The organism is Streptomyces sp. NPDC089915 (genome assembly GCF_040684675.1).
Taxonomy (GTDB): domain Bacteria; phylum Actinomycetota; class Actinomycetes; order Streptomycetales; family Streptomycetaceae; genus Streptomyces.
The window spans coordinates 1-17513 of sequence record NZ_JBFBGN010000138.1 but is presented as its reverse complement, the minus strand read 5'-3'; the positions used below and the strand labels follow the sequence as shown (position 1 = coordinate 17513).

Below are 17513 nucleotides of genomic sequence, written 5' to 3'. Positions count from 1 at the left end.
GGGCCGGTGCCGGCGAGGATCCGGCCTGGGCGGGTGCCTCGGGAACCGCGTCCGGTAGGCGTCCGGGCCGAGGCCGAACAGGGCGGCGAGCGCGGTGTCGTCGGGGGCGGGGCCGAGGTGGCGCAGGGCCTGCTCGGGCCGGTGGAAGCGGAGCATGCGTTCCGCCGGGTCGGGGGCGGGGCCGGTGGCGCTCGTCATCGCGGTCACCCTTCCGTGCGGACGCGGCGGCGCGGCAGCAGGAACCCGGCGGCGACCAGCCAGAGGAGGCCGGCGAAGCGGGCGATCGGCAGCAGGAGGGCGGCGGCGTCGGTCAGCAGGACCAGCGTGGACAGTTCGGCGACCGCCGCGATGGCCAGGCCGGTCAGGGCGAGGGTGCGGGGCAGCACGCCCGCGAGCAGCCCGGGGACGGCGATCCCGGCGACCAGCAGGCCCAGGAGGACGACGTGGGCGGGCCCGCCGAGCCCGAAGGCCAGGTACTGCAGGGCCCGTACGGCTTCGGCGTGTTCCGCGACCTCGGGGCGGGACAGCACCCAGGTGACCAGTCCGGAGCAGGCGAGGAAGGCGGAGGAGAGGACTCCCCCGGCGAGGGCGATGGTGGCGCCGGGGGCCCGCACCCCGAGCTTGTGCAGCCGGGCGGAGACGGTCGCGGCGTAGATCGCGAGCGGCACCGAGGCCGCGAACTGCAGGGCCCCGGAGACGCGGACCGCTCCGGCGTGGTCGCGGAAGTAGGCGGTCACCGTGGCGGTGGAACCGAAGGGCGAGGGGAAGGGGCTCCCGCCCGCCAGCAGGGTGCTCAGTACGAGTCCGGCGAGGAAGAGGGCGGTGAAGACCACGGCGAGGACTCCGGGCGGCGGACCGGCCTGCGGGTCTCGGCGGCGTGTCTGCGGGGTGGCGGTCGCGGGGGTGGGGATCACGGCAAAATCCGTTCTCTTATGTCAATCGTTCACCAGAGAGAATCATTGCGCGTGGCTTACGATAGGGGCGTGAACAGTTCCCCGCAACCGCATACGACGGGCCCCATGGGCACCGGACCGGCCGCCGGCCCGCGCGGAGCGGCGTTCCTCCTCGCCCAGATCGGCGCGCACGCCGCCGGACGCTTCGCCGAACGCGTGGGCACGCTGGGGCTGACCCCGGCGGACGTCGGGCTGCTGCGCATGATCGCCGGGCGGCCGGGGCGCAGCCAGCGGGCCCTCGCCGAGGAGCTGGGCGTCGTCCCGAGCCGCGTCGTCAGGCTCATCGACGACCTGGAGGGCAAGGGGCTCGTCGAGCGCCGGCGCAGCGCCGAGGACCGCCGCAACCACGAACTCCACCTGACGGCGGAGGGGGGGCGCACCCTCGGCGAGGTCTCCCGCGCGGCCGCCGCGCACGAGGACGCCCTGCTCGCCGCGCTCGACCCGGAGCAGCGCGGGCAGCTCCGCGCCCTCCTGGAACGCGTCGCGGCAGAACAGGAGCTGACCCCCGGGGTCCACCCCGGCTACCGCGCCCGCGGCTGAACTCCTCCGGCGGCGGCGCGGACCGCGGCGCGGCCCCGCCCGTCCGCCGGGATCCGCTTCAGCCGTCGAGGAGTGCGGCCGCCTCCCGGCGGGCACGGGCCAGCCAGGCCGCGCGCTCTTCGGCGGTCGAGTCGCCGACGGTACGGAAGACCGTCCGGCGCACGTCCCGGATTCCGGCGTACGGCAGGACGCACGCCGACCAGATGCTCTGGAGGGGGTCTCCGAACTCGCCCTCCTCGCGGGCGGCGGGGGTGTCGGAGGTGTTCAGCACGAGGGCCTTGCCCGCCTTGAGGAGGCCGGCGGGTTCCCCTTCCGCGGTGCCCAGTTTGTAGGCCACGCCGGGTACCAGGACCCGCTGCACCCAGCCCGCCAGAACGGCGGGCGGCATGCCCCACCAGTTCGGGTGGACGAACACGACGGCGTCCAGGTCCGCCACCCGGGCGCGGTGGAGCGCGACCTGTGCGTCCGGGGCGTGTGCGGCGTCGGCGACCGTCTCCGTCTCCTCGGCCGACAGCAGCGGCGGAAACCCCTCGGCGTGGAGGTCGTGCGCCGACACGCGGGCTCCGCGCCCGCGCAGTTCCTCCACCACGGCGTCGAACAACGCGTGGTTGAAACTTCCCGGCCTCGGGTGGGCAAGGTAGACCCCGATGTGCATCCGTCCCCCGTCGATCGGCTCGAACCCGTATCCAGTTCCCGCCATCATCCCTTGCCGCCGGGCGGTCAGCGGGCCGTGAGGGCCTCCGTTTCCGCGTCGTAGAGCAGGGACGGATCGAATCCCATGCCGGTGAAGTGGCCGGAGAGTTCGAGCGAGAGCATGCCGTGCAGGCGGGTCCAGAAGGTGAGCGCGCGGTGCAGGGCCGACGGCGGCCCCGGGTGCTGCGCGGCCCAGTCCCGGTGCTCGGCCAGGTGCGCCTCCAGATGCGCCTCCAGCGGTGACGGGGGGCCGGCGGGGGGCTCTTCGGCCGCGGAGGCGTCGAGGAGGACGGCCATGATCTCGGCGGCGATCCGGGTGGTGTCCTCGGGGGCCCGGTAGCCGGGTACGGGGGTGCCGTAGACGAGGAGGTAGCGCTGGGGGTCGGCCAGGGCCCAGGCGCGCAGGGTCTGCGCCAGGCCGCCGAGGTCGGTGCCGGCCCCGGCGCGGAGGCGGAAGGCGTCGGCCAGGCTGCGGTAGGCGTCCCTGACGAGCTCGCCGATCAGCTCGTCGCGGTTGGCGAAGTACCGGTAGAGGGCCGGCCCGCTCATCCCCATCTGCTTGGCGATGGCGTTGAGGGACAGCGCGGAGGCCCCGGCCTCGGCGATCTGCTCCCACGCACGCTGCTTGACCTCCTCCCGCACCTGGGCGCGGTACCGCTCCCTGGGGGTTCTCCCGTCGGACTCGCCCATGACCTCGCTCCGCTCCCTCGCCCACTCTTTCGTTAGAACCTATCACGGAAGTTCTTGACACTCACGAAGGAGAGGAGTTACAACTTCTAACGAACGAGAAAACCTCTACGGAATGAGTGAGTGACATGAGCGGCGAACACCTCGTCCAGGTCGTCCTGCCGGGCATCGTGGCCCCGGAGGACCTGCGGATCCGCAGCGCGGCCGTACCGGAGCCCGGCCCGGGGCAGCTGGTGATCGCGATGGAGGCGACCGGCGTCTCCTTCGCCGAACAGCAGATGCGCCGCGGGCGCTACTACGACCAGCCCCCGTTCCCCTTCGTCCCCGGGTACGACCTCGTGGGCCGCGTCCGGTCGACCGGCCCGGGGGTCTCCCCCGACCTGGTCGGGCGCAGGGTGGCGGCGCTGGTGAAGGTCGGCGGCTGGGCCAGCCACGTGCTCGTCGACGCGAGGGACGCGGTCGAGGTGCCGGAGGGCGTGACGGCGGCGCAGGCCGAGACCGTCGTGGTCAACGGCATCACCGCCTGGCAGATGCTGCACCGTACGGCCCGGGTGCGCGCCGGGCAGACCGTCCTGGTGCACGGCGCGAGCGGTGGAGTGGGCTCGGTGCTGGTCCAGCTCGCCCGCGCCGCCGGCGTGAAGGTCATCGGCACGGCCTCCGCCCGCCACCACGAAGCGCTGCGGGAACTGGGCGTCACACCGATCGACTACCGCGCCGGAGACGTGGCGGCCCGGACCCGGGAGCTGGCCCCCGAGGGGGTGGACGCCGTCTTCGACCATGTCGGCGGCCGCAGCGTCATCGACTCCTGGCAGCTGCTCGCCCCCGGGGGCACGCTCGTCTCCTACGGCAGTGCCTCCACACGGGACGACACCGGCTCCAAGCAGATACCGGTACTGAAGATCCTCGCCCGTACCTGGCTGTGGAACGCCCTGCCCAACGGCCGCCGCGCGCACTTCTACAACATCTGGGCCGGCCGCGCGCTCAACGCGGACCGCTTCCGCGCCCGGCTGCGGACCGACCTCACCGAGGTTTTCGCCGCCCTGCGGCGCGGCGACATCACGGCGCGGATCGCCGCCGAACTGCCGCTCGCCAGGGCCGGCGAGGCCCTGAGGCTGGCGGAGTCCGGCACCGTCACCGGAAAGGTGGTCCTGACCCCGTGAGCGCCGAAGGGGCGGCCCTGCCGGATGTCCGGGTCAGGCCGGTTGCGGAGTGTCGGGGCCGGGGGGCCGGGGCAGGGTGGCGGCGAGGTCCGACCTGCGGCGTATGCCCAGCTTCCGGTAGGTGTTCGTCAGGTGGGTCTCCACGGTGCGGCGGGCCAGGTGCAGGAGGTCGGCGATCTCGGTGTTCGTCCGTCCGGCCGCGGCCAGTTCCGCGATACGGCGTTCGCTGCCGGTCAGGGCACCCGAACCGGTGCGCGCCGTCGCCGGGACCCGGGCCCCGCCCTCGCGGAGGGCCTGCTCGGCCAGGGCGAGCAGGCGGCGGCCGCCCTGGCGTTCGGCGAGGTCCGCCGCCTCCCGCAGCCGGTCACGGGCGCGTCCGCGCTCGCCCGCGGCGAGGAGCTGGCGGCCCTGGGCGAGGAGGGCCTCGACCAGTTCCATCCCGGCGTCGGCGGGCGCCTCCCTGAGGGTGACGACCGCCTCCTCGGCGAGCTCCAGTCCGTGGCGGCCGCCGGTGGCGGTGCCGAGGACGCGCAGCGCGCGGCCCACGGTGCGCGGGGTGTCCCACACCCGGGCCAGCCGCAGCTCCTCGGCGGCCAGGGCCAGGGCCTCCTGGCCGGTGCCGAGGGCGAGTCGGCACTGGGCCACCGCCGTCCGCCAGGGGGTGACGATGGGGCTGAGGACCTCCCGGGCGGTCTGGCGCCGGCCGCACTCCAGGAAGTCGTGGAGGGCGCCCGCCGGGTCGCCGGCGGCGAGGCGCTGCACTCCCCGCGCGTAGAGGAAGCGGTTCAGCTCCCATGATTCCGGGGCGCGGCTCAGGTCGAAGGCCTCGGCGAGCAGGGCGGCCTCCTCGGAGCGGCCCATGTGGACGAGGGCCATCAGCACGTGGGCGTCCCGGTTGGAGGGTCCGCTGTGGGCGCGGGCGGCGACGGCGGCGCCGTCCTCGCGTACGGCGATCAGCCGGGCGACGTCCCCGCGGGCGGCGGCGATGTCGGCGCGGGTGTTGAGCAGGGCGTCCTCCATGGGGTGGAGCAGGGCGGGGTGCCGGCCGGCCAGGCCGCGGTCCACGAGCCGTTCGGCCTCGTCGAGTTCGCCGGCCCATTCGGCGACCGCCGCCGCCGTTCCGAGCAGGAAGGGCTCGGCCAGGGGGTCGGAGGGCTGGGCGAGCAGGGCCCGTACGCGGGTCATGGCCTCGCCGGCCGAGATCAGCCCGGCCGTGGCCTCGTAGCGCACCAGCAGGGCCCGGCTGGCGGTGCCGACCAGCTCCGGCGCGTGCTCCCCGCTCTCGGAGAGCCTGCGGTAGGTCTCCTGACGGGTCGCGAGGTCGGCGTCGGACAGCAGCGCGGTGGCGGTCTGCACGGTGCGGGTGAGGCCGGGGTGTCCGTCCAGGCTGCCCTGGGTGCGCCGCAGCACCTCCAGGGCGGTGGTCACCTCGCCGCGGCCGACCAGGGCCGTCCCGAGGGCGACGGCCGTGCGCACCCGGTCGCGGGGAGCGGCCGGCAGGTGCTGCGCCTCCGCCAGCCGGGCGATGGCCACCGCGCCGCCGGCCGAGGCGTACTCCAGGGAGCCCAGCTCGGTCAGCAGCCGCTGGCGCAGGTCGCCGGAGAGCGGTTCCTCCAGGGCTCGGCGCAGATAGCCGGCGGCGTCCGAGGGGCGGGCGCCGTGGACCGCGACCGTCGCCGCGTCCCGCAGGACGCGCAGTGCCCAGGGCAGGCCCACGCCCGGGGTGCGCAGCAGGTGGGCGGCGACGGCCTCGGCGGGGTCGCCCCGGCGCAGCATCGTCTCCGCCGCCGCCCGGTGCGCCGCCTCCCGCCGTGGCGTGGGCCAGCCCGTCAGGACGGCGTCCCGCAGCAGCGGATGGGCGAACCGGGGCAGGCCCGCGGGGTCGGGGCGCAGGAGCCCGAGCCGGGTCATCGCGGTGAGCCAGCCCGCGACGCGTGCGGGATCGGCGCCGGCCGCTCCGGCGAGGACGGGGGCCGCGTCCGGGGCCGCCGGGGCGCCCCCGGTCCGCCGCTCGTCGGGTTCGTGCGGCCAGGCCTCCTCCAGCGCGGCGAGGCAGCGGGCCACCTCGGCCGTCGCCGGGCCCGCGCTGTCCAGCCACCACGAGACGGCCGCCGGATAGCTCCCGGGGTACAGGGCGGCGCAGGTGTCCGGCAGCGGCGGGACGCCGGCCGCCGGCGGGGCGCCGAGGTCGTCGAGGAGGGCGCCCAGCAGCATCGGGCTGCCCGCCCCCGCCCGGACGAACTCCGCCGTCCAGCCGGGTCCGGCGGCCGGCCGGGCGGCGCGGACGAGTTCCGCGGCCGACGCGTCGTCGAGCGGTTCGATGGTGTGGGTGCGCACGAGTGAGGGGGGCAGGGAGCGCGCGAGCTCCTCGTACCGGGGGTCGATGTCGTACTGGCTGCGTTCGCTGACGACGAGCAGGACCGGTAATCGGTCGATGCGGCGTACCGCCTCGCGCAGCCAGCGGCGTGACGGGGCGTCGGCCAGGTGGACGTCGTCGACCGCCACGAGGAGCGGGCCCTCGGCGGCGTACGCGTACAGCAGCCGCCACAGCCGGGCGGCGCTGCCCCGGTCGTCACCCTCGGGTGCGATGTCCGTGAAGTCCGGCACAGGACCGAGGAGTTGCAGCACGGTGGCGAACGGCACGGCGCCGTCCTCCGGCGAGCACCGGGCCCGCAGCACGCGCAGGCCCCGCTCCTCGGCGTAGCGGGCGGCGGCCTCCAGGAGGGAGGTGCGGCCGGTGCCGGTGGCCCCTCTGAGCAGCACCAGCCTGCCGGAGCCGGAGCGGGCCCGCTCCGTCTCGGCCGCGAGCAGCGCCCGGGCCCCGTCCCGTGCGCGGAGCGGTCCGGTCATCAGTGCCTCCTGTGGTGGACGGTGTGCTTCGGGCCCGGCGGGGCGGTGGGGAGCGGCGCACCTCGGGGAGTGGCATACCTCACTGCCGCTCCCCCGGCCCGCGCCGATCCCGTCGGGACCCGCTGTGACCTGCGGTGAAGCGGGTCCGGGCGGCCGGTCTCGTGGTGGCCGGCGCGGCGGTCTCGTGGTGTGGCTCGTGGTGTTCCACGATTGCGGTCCCCGCGGCGGCCGCAGAAGGGTTGAAGGGTGCTCATCCGCCGCCGGTCCGTACTCGACGGCGGGCCGTTGAACAGGGGAAACGATTGCTCAGCTCATCCCGGACCATGCCCGCGCCCGTCTCCGCCACCGACCGGCGCGTCCCCGTGGCGGTGTCCGCCTCGGACCCGATCAGCCGTGAGGGGGCGGTCAGCCAGCTGCGCAGACACCCGGGCATCGAGCTGCGCGAGGAGTCCGGTCCGGGCACGGTGGCCCTGCTCGTGGAGGACGCGCCCGACGAGGCGGTGCTGACGCGGCTGCGCCGGATCGTGCGCAGCGAGGGGGCGCGCGCCGTGCTCGTGGTGGGCTCGATGCGCGAGAACGAGCTGCTGGACGTGGTGGAGTGCGGTGTCGCCGCGATCGTCTGGCGGCGGGAGGCGACGGCCGAGCGGCTGGCGCACGCGGTACTGGCCGCGTCCCGCGGTGACGGCGACCTGCCGGCCGACCTGCTCGGCCGGCTCATCCACCAGGTGGGCACGCTGCACCGGGGTACGACGGGCCGGGCCGGGGCTCCCGCCCTCGGGCTCACCCCGCGTGAGGTGGACGTCCTGCGCCTGGTCTCCGAGGGCCTGGACACCGGTGAGATCGCGGGCAAGCTGTCCTACTCCGAACGGACCGTCAAGAACGTCATGCACGGACTCACCACACGTCTCCACCTGCGCAATCGTGCGCATGCCGTGGCCTTTGCCCTTCGGGAAGGCTACATCTGACCTTCCGGGCAGGCGAAGGCGGCCCCGGGTGCCCGCGAGGGCAGCGTGGGCTGCCCGCCGGCCGTCCCCCGCGCCCCTGCGGCGCGGGCGGCCGTCCGGGGGACGATCGACGACCGACGGCGGAGAACGGGCAGGGCGGGAGCGCGGGCGTGATCCACGAGGTGGACGAGACACTCAAGGGCCTCCTCGGCGGCGGGGCGTTGGCGGGTGCGGGCATCGAGGTGTCCTTCGAGGCGCCGACCCGTGACTGGGCGGCCCGGCGCAACGCCCCGGCGGTCAACGCCTATCTGTACGACATCCGGGAGGACGTGACCCTGCGCCAGCGGGGGCACCTGGCGGTGCGGGACCAGCGCGACGTGGTCGTGGGGCGGCGCCGGCCGCCGCGCTGGTTCCGGCTGTCGTACCTGGTGACGGCGTGGACGAAGACCCCGCAGGACGAGCACCGGCTGCTGTCCGCCGTGCTCGCCACCCTGCTGCCGCGCGAGCTGCTGGCGCCGGACGAACTGCCGCTCTCCCTGCGGGCCCTGGGGCTCTCGGTGCCGCTGACGGCGGCCGGGGCGCAGACGGAGTCGCGGTCGCTCGCCGAGATCTGGTCCGCGCTCGGCGGCGAGCTGAAGCCCTCCCTCGACCTGGTGGTGACGGTGCCCTTCCCGGCCTACCCGGAGTACGACGCGGGGCCGCCGGTCACCGAGGGGGCCACCGTCCGGGTGGGCGGACTGGACGGCGATCCCGGGGCGTCGGAGGGCCGTTCGCACCGGCCCCGCCAGGTGGCGGCCGCCCGGGAGGCCCGGGCCGCGGGCCGGGAGCCCGCCCGCCGTCCGGACGCGCGGTGAGCGCCCCGTACGCCGTCCCGGTGCCGGCCCCCGGGCCGCGGGTCCACGGGGTCGACGATCCGGCCGGCGCGCTGCTCGCCCGGCTCGAAGGGCTCCGCGGCCGGGTGTCCGCGCTGGTCGAGCGGCGTTCCGTCGGCGATCCGACGGCCGGCGACCCGCTGCGCGGCCTCTACCTGTCGGAGGACGCGGTCCGCCATCTCCTCGGACGGTGGCCGGACTCGGCGCAGGCGCCCGCCGGTGACCCGGCCGGCGCGGACGAGTCCCCCGGCCCGGGCGACCGCCTGGCGCGGCTCGCGGGACGGGCGGGCCTGACCCCGCTCGACGTCGCCGTGCTGCTCGCCGCCCTCGCCCCCGACGTGGACCGGACCTTCGAACCCCTCTACGGCTACCTCAACGACGACGTGAGCAGGCGCCGGGCCACCGTCGGCCTCGCCCTCGACCTGTGCGGGGCGCCGGCGCGGGACGCCGCCGCCCGGGCCCGGCTGGGCCCCGGCGCGCCCCTGACGGCGCTCGGCCTGCTGGAGGTCGAGGAGCCCGAACGCCCCTTCCTGACGCGGTCGCTGCGCGTGCCCGACCGGCTGACCGGGCACCTCCTGGGCGACGACACCCCGGACGCCGCGCTGCTGGGTCTGCTGCGTCCGATGCCGGAGCCGCTGCCGTCCGGCCCGGAGGCCGAGCGGTTCACCGCCCGGCTCGCGGCCCTGCTGGCGTCCGGACCCGTCACGGTGTACCTGCGGGAGCGGCGCGAGGGCGACGGCCTGGCCGCGTACGCCGCGGCGCTGCGCGCGGCGGGCCTGGAGGGGCTGTGCTGCGCCGAACCGGGTGAGCACGTCACCGGGCTGCTGCGCGAGGCCCGCCTCGGCGGCCGGGCCGTCGTCGTACCGGCGCTTCCCGAGCGGCCCGAGCCTCTGGTGCGGGCGCTCGCCTCGGCGCCCGGCGTGACGGTCCTGCTGGCCGATCCGCGCCCCTACGACCCGTACTGGTGCCCCGAGGACCCGCTGGTGCTGGAGGCGCCGGGCCGCCGCGACGGCGGTACCGCCGCCTGGCGGGCCGCGCTGGGCGAGGACGCCGACGGCTTCGACCTGGCGTCGGCCGTCGCCCCGTACCGCCTCGGCGGGGACCGGGTGCGGCGGGCCGCGCGGGCGGCGCGCGCGCTGGCCGCCTTCGACGGCGGGCCGCTCACCGCCGCCCACGTGCGGCGCGGCGCGCGCCGCCAGTCGGCCTCGGGGCTGGAGGGCCGCACCCGGCGGGTCCGGCCGGCCGTCGACTGGGGGGACCTGGTCCTGCCCGCGGGGCCCCTGGCGCAGCTGCGCGAGCTGGCCCTGCGGGCCCGCCACCGCGACCGGGTGCTCGGCGACTGGCGGCTCAGCGCGGGCGGCGGGCGCGGCCGGGGCGTCCTCGGCCTGTTCGCCGGGGACTCCGGGACCGGCAAGACGCTGTCGGCGGAGGTCGTCGCGGCCGATCTCGGCCTCGACCTGTACGTGGTGCAGCTGTCGTCGGTGGTGGACAAGTACGTCGGCGAGACCGAGAAGAACCTGGAGCGGATCTTCACGGAGGCGGACCGCACCGACGCGGTGCTGCTGTTCGACGAGGCCGACGCGGTCTTCGGCAAGCGCTCCGAGGTCAAGGGGGCGCACGACCGCTACGCCAACATGGAGAGTTCCTACCTGCTCCAGCGGCTGGAGTCGTTCGACGGCATCGCCCTGCTCACCACCAACCTCCGCGCGAACATCGACGAGGCGTTCACCCGGCGGCTGGACCTGGTGGTGGACTTCCCGTTCCCGGACGCCGGGCAGCGCCTGGCGCTGTGGCGGCACGGGCTGGCGCACGTGCCGTCCGCCGAGGGCGTCGATCCGACCGCGCTGGCCCGGGACTTCGAGCTGGCCGGCGGTTCGATCCGCAGCGCGGTGGTCACCGCCGCCTACCTCGCCGCCGGACGCGACGGCGAGGTGACGGCGGAGGACCTCCTGGAGGGGGCCCGGCGGGAGTACCGCAAGGCGGGGCGGCTGGTGCCGGGCGAGGGCGGCTGGTGATCCGGCGGCCGCCCCCGGTGCGGGCCGGCCGCCTCAGCCGGCCTTGGGGTGGACGATCTTCCACTCCTGGTTGCCGGTGTTGGTGCAGTCGGAGATGTTCAGCTTGTCGTCGACGTTCGCCCCGCCGTTGACGTTCAGGCACTTGTTGTTGCTGGCGTAGTTGCGGATCCAGTAGTCGCCGCTGTCCTGCTTGTCGATCCACCACAGCTGGTTGTCCGCGGTGGTGCCGTCGCAGTGGAACTCGCCGATGCCGGTGCCCACGGGGCGGCCGTCGTACTCGCCGAGGTCCATGCAGAACTGGTCCTTGACGTTGCGGATCTGGAAGAGCGGGGTGCCGCCGGGGCCCAGGGAGGGGTACTTCACCTCCAGGTTCCAGAGCTGGTTGTCCCCCTCGGAGCCGTTGCAGCCGGCCTGCTGCACGGGCTGGTTGATCCGGCCCTTGTCGTTGCCGAACAGGTCCGCGCACATCCGGGTGGCGGCGTTGCGCAGCAGGACCTTCTCGGCGGGGACGACGGGGGGCGGGCCCGCCGGCTTCGCGGGCTTCTCGCCGCCGCCTTCGTCGTCGCCCTTGGGCTTCTCGCTCTTCGCGGGCGCGGGTTCCGCGCTGGGCGACGGGGGCGGCGGCGGTGAGGAGAGGGGCGGCGGCGCGGGCAGGACGGCGCCCGCCTGCTCGGTGGCCTCGGTGGCCGCGCTGCGCAGCTGCGGCTTGTACGAGATCCAGATCATCACGAAGGCGAGGGCCAGGGCCAGCAGGAGCCCGGAGAAGCCGGCCAGCCAGCGCGGGAGGAAGCCGCGCTGGACGTAGGTCCCCTTCACCTCCAGCGGCTCGGTGCCCGAGCGGCGCACCGCGAGGGTGTACGGCCGTTCCTCCTTGGCGCCGAACCAGATGATCCGCCGGGGGCGCAGGGTGGTGTCGACGAACGCGGCCCGGCCCGGTTCGATCTGGACGTTCCCGGGGCGGATCTCGTACGCGAGGTGGTCGCCGTTGTCGCTGCCGGCGACCGAGGCCGTCACCTTGGTGTTGCCCAGGTTGTCCACCGCCAGCCGGGGGCGGCCGCGGAAGCGGCCCTTGACGGTCGGCGGCACCAGTTCGGCGCGCACCTCGGTGAAGGGGGTGATGGTCAGGTTCCCTTCCGGAACCGTGACGGCTTCGGGGTGCTGGGTCGGTGTGATCCGCACCGCGTACGGGTTGGGTCCGGCCGCGGCGTCGGGGGTGCGGGGCGGTGCGAAGGTCAGCTCGACCGTTCCGGTGGTGCCCGGGTACAGGCGCAGGGTGGCGGGCTCCACCGTGGTCCAGGGGGCCACGTCGCCGACGGGTTCGAAGCGGTATTCGTCCACCACGTCACCGGTGTTGCGCACGCGCAGCCGCACGCGCGTGCTGCTGCCGGGGTCAACGGTGACGGAGGCGGGTTCGAGGGAAGTCCAGAGGCTCACCCCCGGCACGCTAACCGCGCCCGCGCCCCCGGGCAGGAGCCGCGAGGGCAGACCCGTTGCCCCCGCGTACCGGCCGCCGTCAGTACCGGGGCGCGCGCTCCCCGTTGGCGATCAGGATGAACTGGGCGTAGGAGTCGGCGTTCATCAGGGCGCGCCGGCCCATCGCGTACCAGTTGGGCTGCCGCTCCCCGTCGTTGTTCCTGCCGCTGTACTCGGCGGGGTCCCTGACGGCGCGCCTGCCGAGGTTGGTCCTCTCCTGCCGTGCCGCGTCCTCGTCGAGGCCCAGGCCGGCCAGGCGGCTGACGCCGCCCTCCTCGGTCAGCTCGGTGTCGCGCGGGCTGTACTGGTAGTCCAGGGTGCCGGCGAACCGGTGGGTGGCCTCGTGGACGAAGTACCAGGCGGTCTGTCCCTGTTCCGTCAGGTGGATCGGACCTGAGCGGGAGGTGTCCATGGGCGGCAGTTTCTCGCTCTTCATCGGATGCGGCATGAGCTTCTCCATCAGCGGCCATTCGACCCAGCCCATGACGGAGGAGGGCGCGACCCCCTCGCCGATCAGGGCGATCTCCACGCCCTGGGAGTCCAGGCCGGCCTTGATGCGCCGGACGACCTCGGCGATGTGGGGCAGGAAGGCCGCGATCTGCCCGGGAGGCATCTCCCGGAAGGCCGGGAAGCCGGATCGCAGGCCGGCCAGGAGCGCGCCGCCGGGTGTGTCCGCGGCGGTGCTGAGCATGCCGAGGGCCGACGCGATGTACCGCTTGGCCCGGACGAGTTCGCGGCGGGCGCCCGACTCGCGCTCGGGCCGTTCGCGCTCCGGGATGGTCCCCTGCTGTGAGAAGGACGCGTTCCCGCTGCCGTGGAACTCGCCCGTCGCGTCGTCGTAGACGTCGGCCTGTCGCGGATTGATCCCGGCGGGGACGCCCAGCTCGGCGGAGGTGCGGATGTCATGGGGATCGGCCGCGTTGCGCCAGCGGGTCCCCTGCCCGTCGAGGGAGTCCGTGTAGCTGCCGCCCGGCTCGTACTCCCAGAGCGTGCGCTGGACGGCCTCGGGCGCGGTCTGCGCCGTTTCCTCCCGGACCGGTCCGTCCGTGTCGTGCGTCTCCTCGACGGGGGCCCGCTGGGCGGCGGAGGGGGCGGTGCCGCGTCCGGCGGCGAAGGCGGCGCCGTCGGCCGCCGCGGCCCGCTCGGAGCCCTGCCCGGGGTCGGTCACGGCCACGCCGTTGCCGTTGTCGGTGCCCGTCTCGCGGACGCCCCGGAGGTTCTTGTCGAGGTGGCTGGTCTCGTGGGCGAGGATCTCGGTGTTCCCGGCCGCCCCGGGGCCGAGCAGGATGTGGCTGCCGACCGTCACCGCGTGGGCGCCGAGCGACTCGGCGGCGCGCCGGGCCGTCGGGTTGTCGTGGACGCGGCCGGCGCCCAGGCCGTCGTTGCGGTAGAAGGACTTGGCCTTGCTGAGGAAGGGGTCGGGGAGCGGGCTGCTCGGCGTGGACAGCGCGGACCGCAGCAGGCCGAGCTGGGCCTGCGGGCCGGGGTCCTGCTTCCCCTCGTGGCCGTGCCCGTGCTCGTGGCCGTGGTGGACGGCCTCCCGGCGCTGTACGGGCGCCGGCTCCGGGTGCCCGCAGCCCGGACCGTGCCGGTGCCGCCGCTCCTCCATGGCGCGGGCCACCGCCGCGTTCCCGGCCGCCTGGCCGAGTTCCAGCATCCGCTGGACCGGCGCGCTCGGCGGCACCGCCCGGCGGCCGGTCTCCCGTTCGTCCGGCGACGGGTTCCGCTGACCGTGCGCGCGCATGGCTTCCCTCTCGGCTGTCCGGGCGGTGGCCGTCCAGCCTTCACCGGGGGCGGGCCCGCCCCACAGGTCCCGGAGGGCAGACCTCGGGGCAGCCGGGGGCGCCCCCGCCGCCCGGGGCCGCCCGCGACCGCCCCGAAGGTGCCCCCGCGGGTGGCCCCGGGGGCAACGGCGGTGCCCCCGGTCGGGTACCGGGGGACGTTTCGGCGGTGACGCGCGCGCGTCAAGGTGGGGGTGTCCTGTCTCGTACCCGAGGAGAGCAGAGCATGCCGTCCTATCTGTCGCCCGGCGTCTACGTCGAGGAGGTGGCGAGCGGTTCCCGCCCGATCGAGGGGGTCGGCACGTCGGTGGCCGCCTTCGTCGGCCTGGCGCCGACCGGCCCGCTGAACGAGCCCACGCTGGTCACCAACTGGACCCAGTACGTGGCGGCCTTCGGCGACTTCACCGACGGCTACTACCTCGCGCACTCCGTCTACGGGTTCTTCAACAACGGCGGTTCGACGGCTTACGTCGTCCGCGTCGGCGGTTCCGCCGAGGACGCCGCCGGCCAGGGCCGGCCGGGCTCGCCCGCCGCGGTCTCCGGGGCGCCCGCCCCGGCCGCGCTGCCCGCCGCCGAGCCGCGCCGGCTCGGCACCTTCGCGGTGACGGCCGTCGCGGAGGGCGGCGGCCCGCTGTCCGTCGAGGTCGCCGACGCCGAGGGCGAGGGCCCCGCCGAGCGCTTCAAGCTGATCGTCAAGGACGGCGACGCCGCCGTGGAGACCTTCGACGTGACGGCGAAGAAGGGCAGCCGCTCGTACGTGGTCACGCAGGTCAAGGAGCGGTCCCGGCTCATCGCCGTGACCGAGGCCGCCCCGGCCGCGCAGCTGGCCCGTCCGGAGAACCAGACCGTGGCGCTGCCCGCCCCGGCGCCCGCGCCCGAGGCGCCGGCCGCTCCGGCCGGCCGCGGCGAGGGCTCCCACCCCGGTCCGGCGCAGTACCTGGGCGACTCCGCCGACCGTACGGGCTTCGGCGGGCTGGAGGCCGTCGACGAGGTCTCGATGGTCGCCGTCCCCGACCTGATGGCCGCCTACCAGCGCGGGGCGATCGACCTGGAGGCCGTCAAGGCGGTCCAGCTCGGGCTGATCGCGCACTGCGAGCTGATGGGCGACCGGGTCGCGATCATCGATCCGCCGCCCGGCATGAACGCCCGCGACATCCGTGTCTGGCGTCAGGAGACGGCCAACTACGACTCCAAGTACGCGGCCCTGTACTACCCCTGGATCAAGTCCTTCGACCCGGCGACCGGCCAGTCGCGCCTGGTCCCGCCGAGCGGCCACGTCGCGGGCGTGTGGGCCCGCAACGACGCCGAGCGCGGGGTGCACAAGGCCCCCGCCAACGAGGTCGTCCGGGGCGCCGTCGACCTCGAACTCCAGATCACCCGCGGCGAGCAGGACCTGCTCAACCCGATCGGCGTGAACTGCATCCGGGCCTTCCCCGGCCGGGGCATCCGCATCTGGGGCGCCCGCACCCTCTCCTCCGACCCGGCGTGGCGCTACCTGAACATCCGCAGGTACTTCAACTACCTGGAGGAGTCGATCCTGATCGGCACCCAGTGGGTGGTGTTCGAGCCGAACGACCACAACCTCTGGGCGCGCATCCGCCGCAACGTCGCCGCGTTCCTGGTCAACGAGTGGCGCGGCGGCGCCCTGTTCGGGCAGAGCCCCGAGCAGGCGTACTACGTCAAGTGCGACGAGGAGACGAACCCGGCGGAGTCCGTGGACCTCGGGCGGGTCATCTGCGAGATCGGCATCGCCCCGGTCAAGCCCGCCGAGTTCGTGATCTTCCGGCTGGCGCAGTTCTCCAGCGGCAACGGGGAGCTGGAGGAGTAGCCGGGCGGGCTGCGGAGCCCCCCTCCGCAGCCCGCGCCGCCTCCCCGGGCCCCTCCCCTCCTCCAGAAGGACAGCGAACACATGAGCCTCCAGCAGGGTGACTCGCTCACCTCACACAACTTCGGCCTGCAGATCGACGGGGTGATGGTCGAGTACCTCGCCGAGATCAGCGGCCTCACCCTCGAACAGGACGTCATCACCTACCAGCAGAACAGCGCCCAGGGCCGGCCCGAGATCGCGCTGCTGCCGGGCGTGCAGAAGAACGGCCAGTGCACGGTCGTGCGCGGTATGACCCAGTCGACCTCGTTCACCCAGTGGATCAACGACTCGATCCGGGGCCAGATGAGCACGGCCCGCAAGAACGCCTCCATCATCATGATGGACTTCGAGGACAACCCGGTGAAGCGCTACAACCTGCGCAACGCCTGGTGCAGCAAGATCGAGACGAGCACGGTGAAGGCCGGTGAGGCGGCGGCGCTGACCGAGACCGTCACCATCGTGTTCGAAGAACTGGTCATCGAATAATGCGGCGTTCGGCTGCCGGGGCCGCGGCCCCGGCGGCACCCCAGACCGCGGCGGCGGGGGCGGGTATCCCCCGCCCGGCCCCCGCCGCCGCTCCCGGCCACGCGCCCGCCGGTCCGCCGGCCGACGCCGTACCGAGTCAGTCGCTGCGCACGGAGTTCCCCTTCGAGCTGCCGCGCGGGTACGTCGACGACGCGGGCACCGTGCACCGTGAGGGCGTCATGCGGCTGTCCACGGCGCGCGACGAGCTGGTCCCGCTGCGGGACGTGCGCGTGCAGGAGAACCCGGCGTACCTGTCGGTGGTGCTGCTCGGCCGGGTCATCACCCGGCTGGGCACACTGCCGATGGTGCACGACGGGATCGTGGAGAACATGTTCGCGTCCGACCTGGCGTTCCTCCAGGACTTCTACCGCCAGATCAACGCGGAGGGCCACACCCGGGCGGCCGTGCGGTGCCCGCACTGCTCGGAGCCCTTCGAGGTGGAACTCGGCGGGAGCCGCCTGGGGGAATCGTGACGTACGCGACCGACCGGCTGCACGAGGAGATCGCGTACGTCGCCTACCACTTCCACTGGGGCCCGGACGCGATCCTGGACCTGGAGCACCACGACCGCCGCCGGTACACCGAACAGATCGCGTCCCTCGTGACGCGCGGCGCGACGGAGGGCTGAGCGGGTGGCATTCCTGGACCGGCTGCGGGGGCGGCGCGGGCGCGACGGGGCGGCGGTGTCCGGCAGGTCGTCGGTGGCCGGCACGGCTCCGGTGTTCGGCGCCGCTCAGGCGTCGGGCGGGTCGTCGGCGGCCGACGGCTTGCCCGCGTCCGCCGCCGCTCCGGCGGCCGGCGGGTCGTCGGCGGCCGGCGGTGCTCCGGCGGGCCCGGCGCCCGTGCGTGACGCGGGTGCTGTGGCGGCCGACGGAGGCGCGGGTCCCGTGCCGGCGGCGGCTCCCGTGGTCCTCGCGGCCTGGACGGGTCTGCCGCCGCTGCGGCCGGCGACGGGCGAGCGGACGCCGGGCGTCGCGGACGCCGGCTTCGGCGGGCGGCTGCCGACCTGGCAGAACCCCTCGTTCACGCGGGCGCCCTCTCCCTCGGTGCTGGACCCGGCGGCGGGCCACGGCCTGCTCTCCGCCGCGCTGACGGAGGGCCCGCGCTGGGCACCGTACCCGTGGGCGCCGACGAGACCCCGCGCTGGCCCGGC

At 75.2% G+C, this 17513-nt stretch carries 16 protein-coding genes and 1 pseudogene; 10 read left to right on the top strand and 7 right to left on the bottom strand.

Annotated elements, in window-relative coordinates; genetic code table 11:
- Window positions 1-198 (bottom strand): hypothetical protein (locus AB0O29_RS29075; RefSeq protein WP_365157190.1); only part of this gene is annotated, 198 nt, incomplete at its 3' end.
- A gap of 5 nt (window positions 199-203) precedes the next feature.
- Window positions 204-914 carry a hypothetical protein gene (locus AB0O29_RS29070; RefSeq protein ID WP_365157187.1) on the bottom strand — a complete coding sequence of 237 codons (711 nt, stop codon included), beginning with the start codon at window positions 912-914 and terminating at the stop codon, window positions 204-206.
- Between the two features lie 105 nt (window positions 915-1019).
- On the opposite strand from AB0O29_RS29070, the gene AB0O29_RS29065 reads away from it, so the two are divergent.
- On the top strand, window positions 1020-1493 hold the full coding sequence (locus AB0O29_RS29065; RefSeq protein ID WP_365157184.1) for a MarR family transcriptional regulator: 474 nt from the start codon (window positions 1020-1022) through the stop codon (window positions 1491-1493).
- A 58-nt stretch (window positions 1494-1551) separates the two neighbouring features.
- Here AB0O29_RS29065 and AB0O29_RS29060 read toward each other — a convergent pair whose 3' ends face one another.
- A complete protein-coding gene (locus tag AB0O29_RS29060) occupies window positions 1552-2193 on the bottom strand; it encodes an NAD(P)H-dependent oxidoreductase (RefSeq protein WP_365157182.1) in 642 nt (213 codons plus the stop codon).
- A gap of 20 nt (window positions 2194-2213) precedes the next feature.
- Window positions 2214-2876, bottom strand: coding sequence for a TetR/AcrR family transcriptional regulator (locus tag AB0O29_RS29055; protein WP_365157179.1), 663 nt, complete (start codon window positions 2874-2876; stop codon window positions 2214-2216).
- A gap of 125 nt (window positions 2877-3001) precedes the next feature.
- Here AB0O29_RS29055 and AB0O29_RS29050 point away from each other — a divergent pair, with 125 nt between their 5' ends.
- Window positions 3002-4033, top strand: coding sequence for a medium chain dehydrogenase/reductase family protein (locus tag AB0O29_RS29050; protein WP_365157176.1), 1032 nt, complete (start codon window positions 3002-3004; stop codon window positions 4031-4033).
- A 33-nt stretch (window positions 4034-4066) separates the two neighbouring features.
- On the opposite strand, the gene AB0O29_RS29045 is transcribed toward AB0O29_RS29050, so the two are convergent.
- Window positions 4067-6883, bottom strand: coding sequence for an AAA family ATPase (locus AB0O29_RS29045; RefSeq protein ID WP_365157173.1), 2817 nt, complete (start codon window positions 6881-6883; stop codon window positions 4067-4069).
- A 323-nt stretch (window positions 6884-7206) separates the two neighbouring features.
- Between AB0O29_RS29045 and AB0O29_RS29040 the strand changes: the two genes are divergently transcribed.
- The 3 genes from AB0O29_RS29040 to AB0O29_RS29030 all read left to right on the top strand — a co-directional run bounded on the left by AB0O29_RS29040 (window position 7207) and on the right by AB0O29_RS29030 (window position 10714).
- Complete coding sequence (locus tag AB0O29_RS29040; protein ID WP_365157196.1) at window positions 7207-7848, top strand: response regulator transcription factor; 642 nt, start codon at window positions 7207-7209, stop codon at window positions 7846-7848.
- A gap of 149 nt (window positions 7849-7997) precedes the next feature.
- On the top strand, window positions 7998-8681 hold the full coding sequence (locus AB0O29_RS29035) for a DUF4255 domain-containing protein (protein ID WP_365157170.1): 684 nt from the start codon (window positions 7998-8000) through the stop codon (window positions 8679-8681).
- Between the two features lie 20 nt (window positions 8682-8701).
- Entirely contained in the window at window positions 8702-10714 is a 2013-nt protein-coding gene (locus AB0O29_RS29030; protein WP_365157193.1) for an ATP-binding protein, read from the top strand.
- A 33-nt stretch (window positions 10715-10747) separates the two neighbouring features.
- Here the strand turns inward: AB0O29_RS29030 and AB0O29_RS29025 are convergent, their stop codons facing one another.
- Window positions 10748-12148 (bottom strand): RICIN domain-containing protein, encoded by a 1401-nt coding sequence (locus AB0O29_RS29025; RefSeq protein WP_365157167.1) that lies wholly within the window; start codon window positions 12146-12148, stop codon window positions 10748-10750.
- 79 nt (window positions 12149-12227) lie between these two features.
- The gene (locus AB0O29_RS29020; protein WP_365157164.1) at window positions 12228-13931 is read right to left on the bottom strand and encodes a DUF4157 domain-containing protein; all 1704 of its coding nucleotides are present in this window, start codon (window positions 13929-13931) and stop codon (window positions 12228-12230) included.
- Between the two features lie 263 nt (window positions 13932-14194).
- On the opposite strand from AB0O29_RS29020, the gene AB0O29_RS29015 reads away from it, so the two are divergent.
- The 5 genes and pseudogenes from AB0O29_RS29015 to AB0O29_RS28995 form a co-directional block, all read left to right on the top strand.
- Window positions 14195-15796 (top strand): phage tail sheath family protein, encoded by a 1602-nt coding sequence (locus tag AB0O29_RS29015; RefSeq protein ID WP_365157161.1) that lies wholly within the window; start codon window positions 14195-14197, stop codon window positions 15794-15796.
- Window positions 15797-15877: 81 nt separating this feature from the next.
- A complete protein-coding gene (locus AB0O29_RS29010; RefSeq protein ID WP_365157158.1) occupies window positions 15878-16321 on the top strand; it encodes a phage tail protein in 444 nt (147 codons plus the stop codon).
- Complete coding sequence (locus tag AB0O29_RS29005; RefSeq protein ID WP_365157155.1) at window positions 16321-16833, top strand: hypothetical protein; 513 nt, start codon at window positions 16321-16323, stop codon at window positions 16831-16833. The genes AB0O29_RS29010 and AB0O29_RS29005 overlap by 1 nt, the downstream gene beginning before the upstream one ends.
- Window positions 16830-16988, top strand: a complete 159-nt coding sequence (locus tag AB0O29_RS29000) for a DUF6760 family protein (protein ID WP_365157152.1) — start codon at window positions 16830-16832, stop codon at window positions 16986-16988. The genes AB0O29_RS29005 and AB0O29_RS29000 overlap by 4 nt, the downstream gene beginning before the upstream one ends.
- Before the next feature lie 4 nt (window positions 16989-16992).
- Window positions 16993-17513 (top strand): annotated as a pseudogene (locus AB0O29_RS28995) (hypothetical protein); the annotation flags it as partial.

What these genes read in the sequence shown, in the direction of transcription:
- AB0O29_RS29020 (WP_365157164.1), bottom strand. Translation starts at nt 13,931, where the DNA reads ATGCGCGCGCACGGTCAGCGGAACCCGTCGCCGGACGAACGGGAGACC.
- AB0O29_RS29015 (WP_365157161.1), top strand. Translation starts at nt 14,195, where the DNA reads ATGCCGTCCTATCTGTCGCCCGGCGTCTACGTCGAGGAGGTGGCGAGC.
- AB0O29_RS29060 (WP_365157182.1), bottom strand. Translation starts at nt 2,193, where the DNA reads ATGGCGGGAACTGGATACGGGTTCGAGCCGATCGACGGGGGACGGATG.
- AB0O29_RS29045 (WP_365157173.1), bottom strand. Translation starts at nt 6,883, where the DNA reads ATGACCGGACCGCTCCGCGCACGGGACGGGGCCCGGGCGCTGCTCGCG.
- AB0O29_RS29050 (WP_365157176.1), top strand. Translation starts at nt 3,002, where the DNA reads ATGAGCGGCGAACACCTCGTCCAGGTCGTCCTGCCGGGCATCGTGGCC.
- AB0O29_RS29010 (WP_365157158.1), top strand. Translation starts at nt 15,878, where the DNA reads ATGAGCCTCCAGCAGGGTGACTCGCTCACCTCACACAACTTCGGCCTG.
- AB0O29_RS29005 (WP_365157155.1), top strand. Translation starts at nt 16,321, where the DNA reads ATGCGGCGTTCGGCTGCCGGGGCCGCGGCCCCGGCGGCACCCCAGACC.
- AB0O29_RS29040 (WP_365157196.1), top strand. Translation starts at nt 7,207, where the DNA reads ATGCCCGCGCCCGTCTCCGCCACCGACCGGCGCGTCCCCGTGGCGGTG.
- AB0O29_RS29055 (WP_365157179.1), bottom strand. Translation starts at nt 2,876, where the DNA reads ATGGGCGAGTCCGACGGGAGAACCCCCAGGGAGCGGTACCGCGCCCAG.
- AB0O29_RS29065 (WP_365157184.1), top strand. Translation starts at nt 1,020, where the DNA reads ATGGGCACCGGACCGGCCGCCGGCCCGCGCGGAGCGGCGTTCCTCCTC.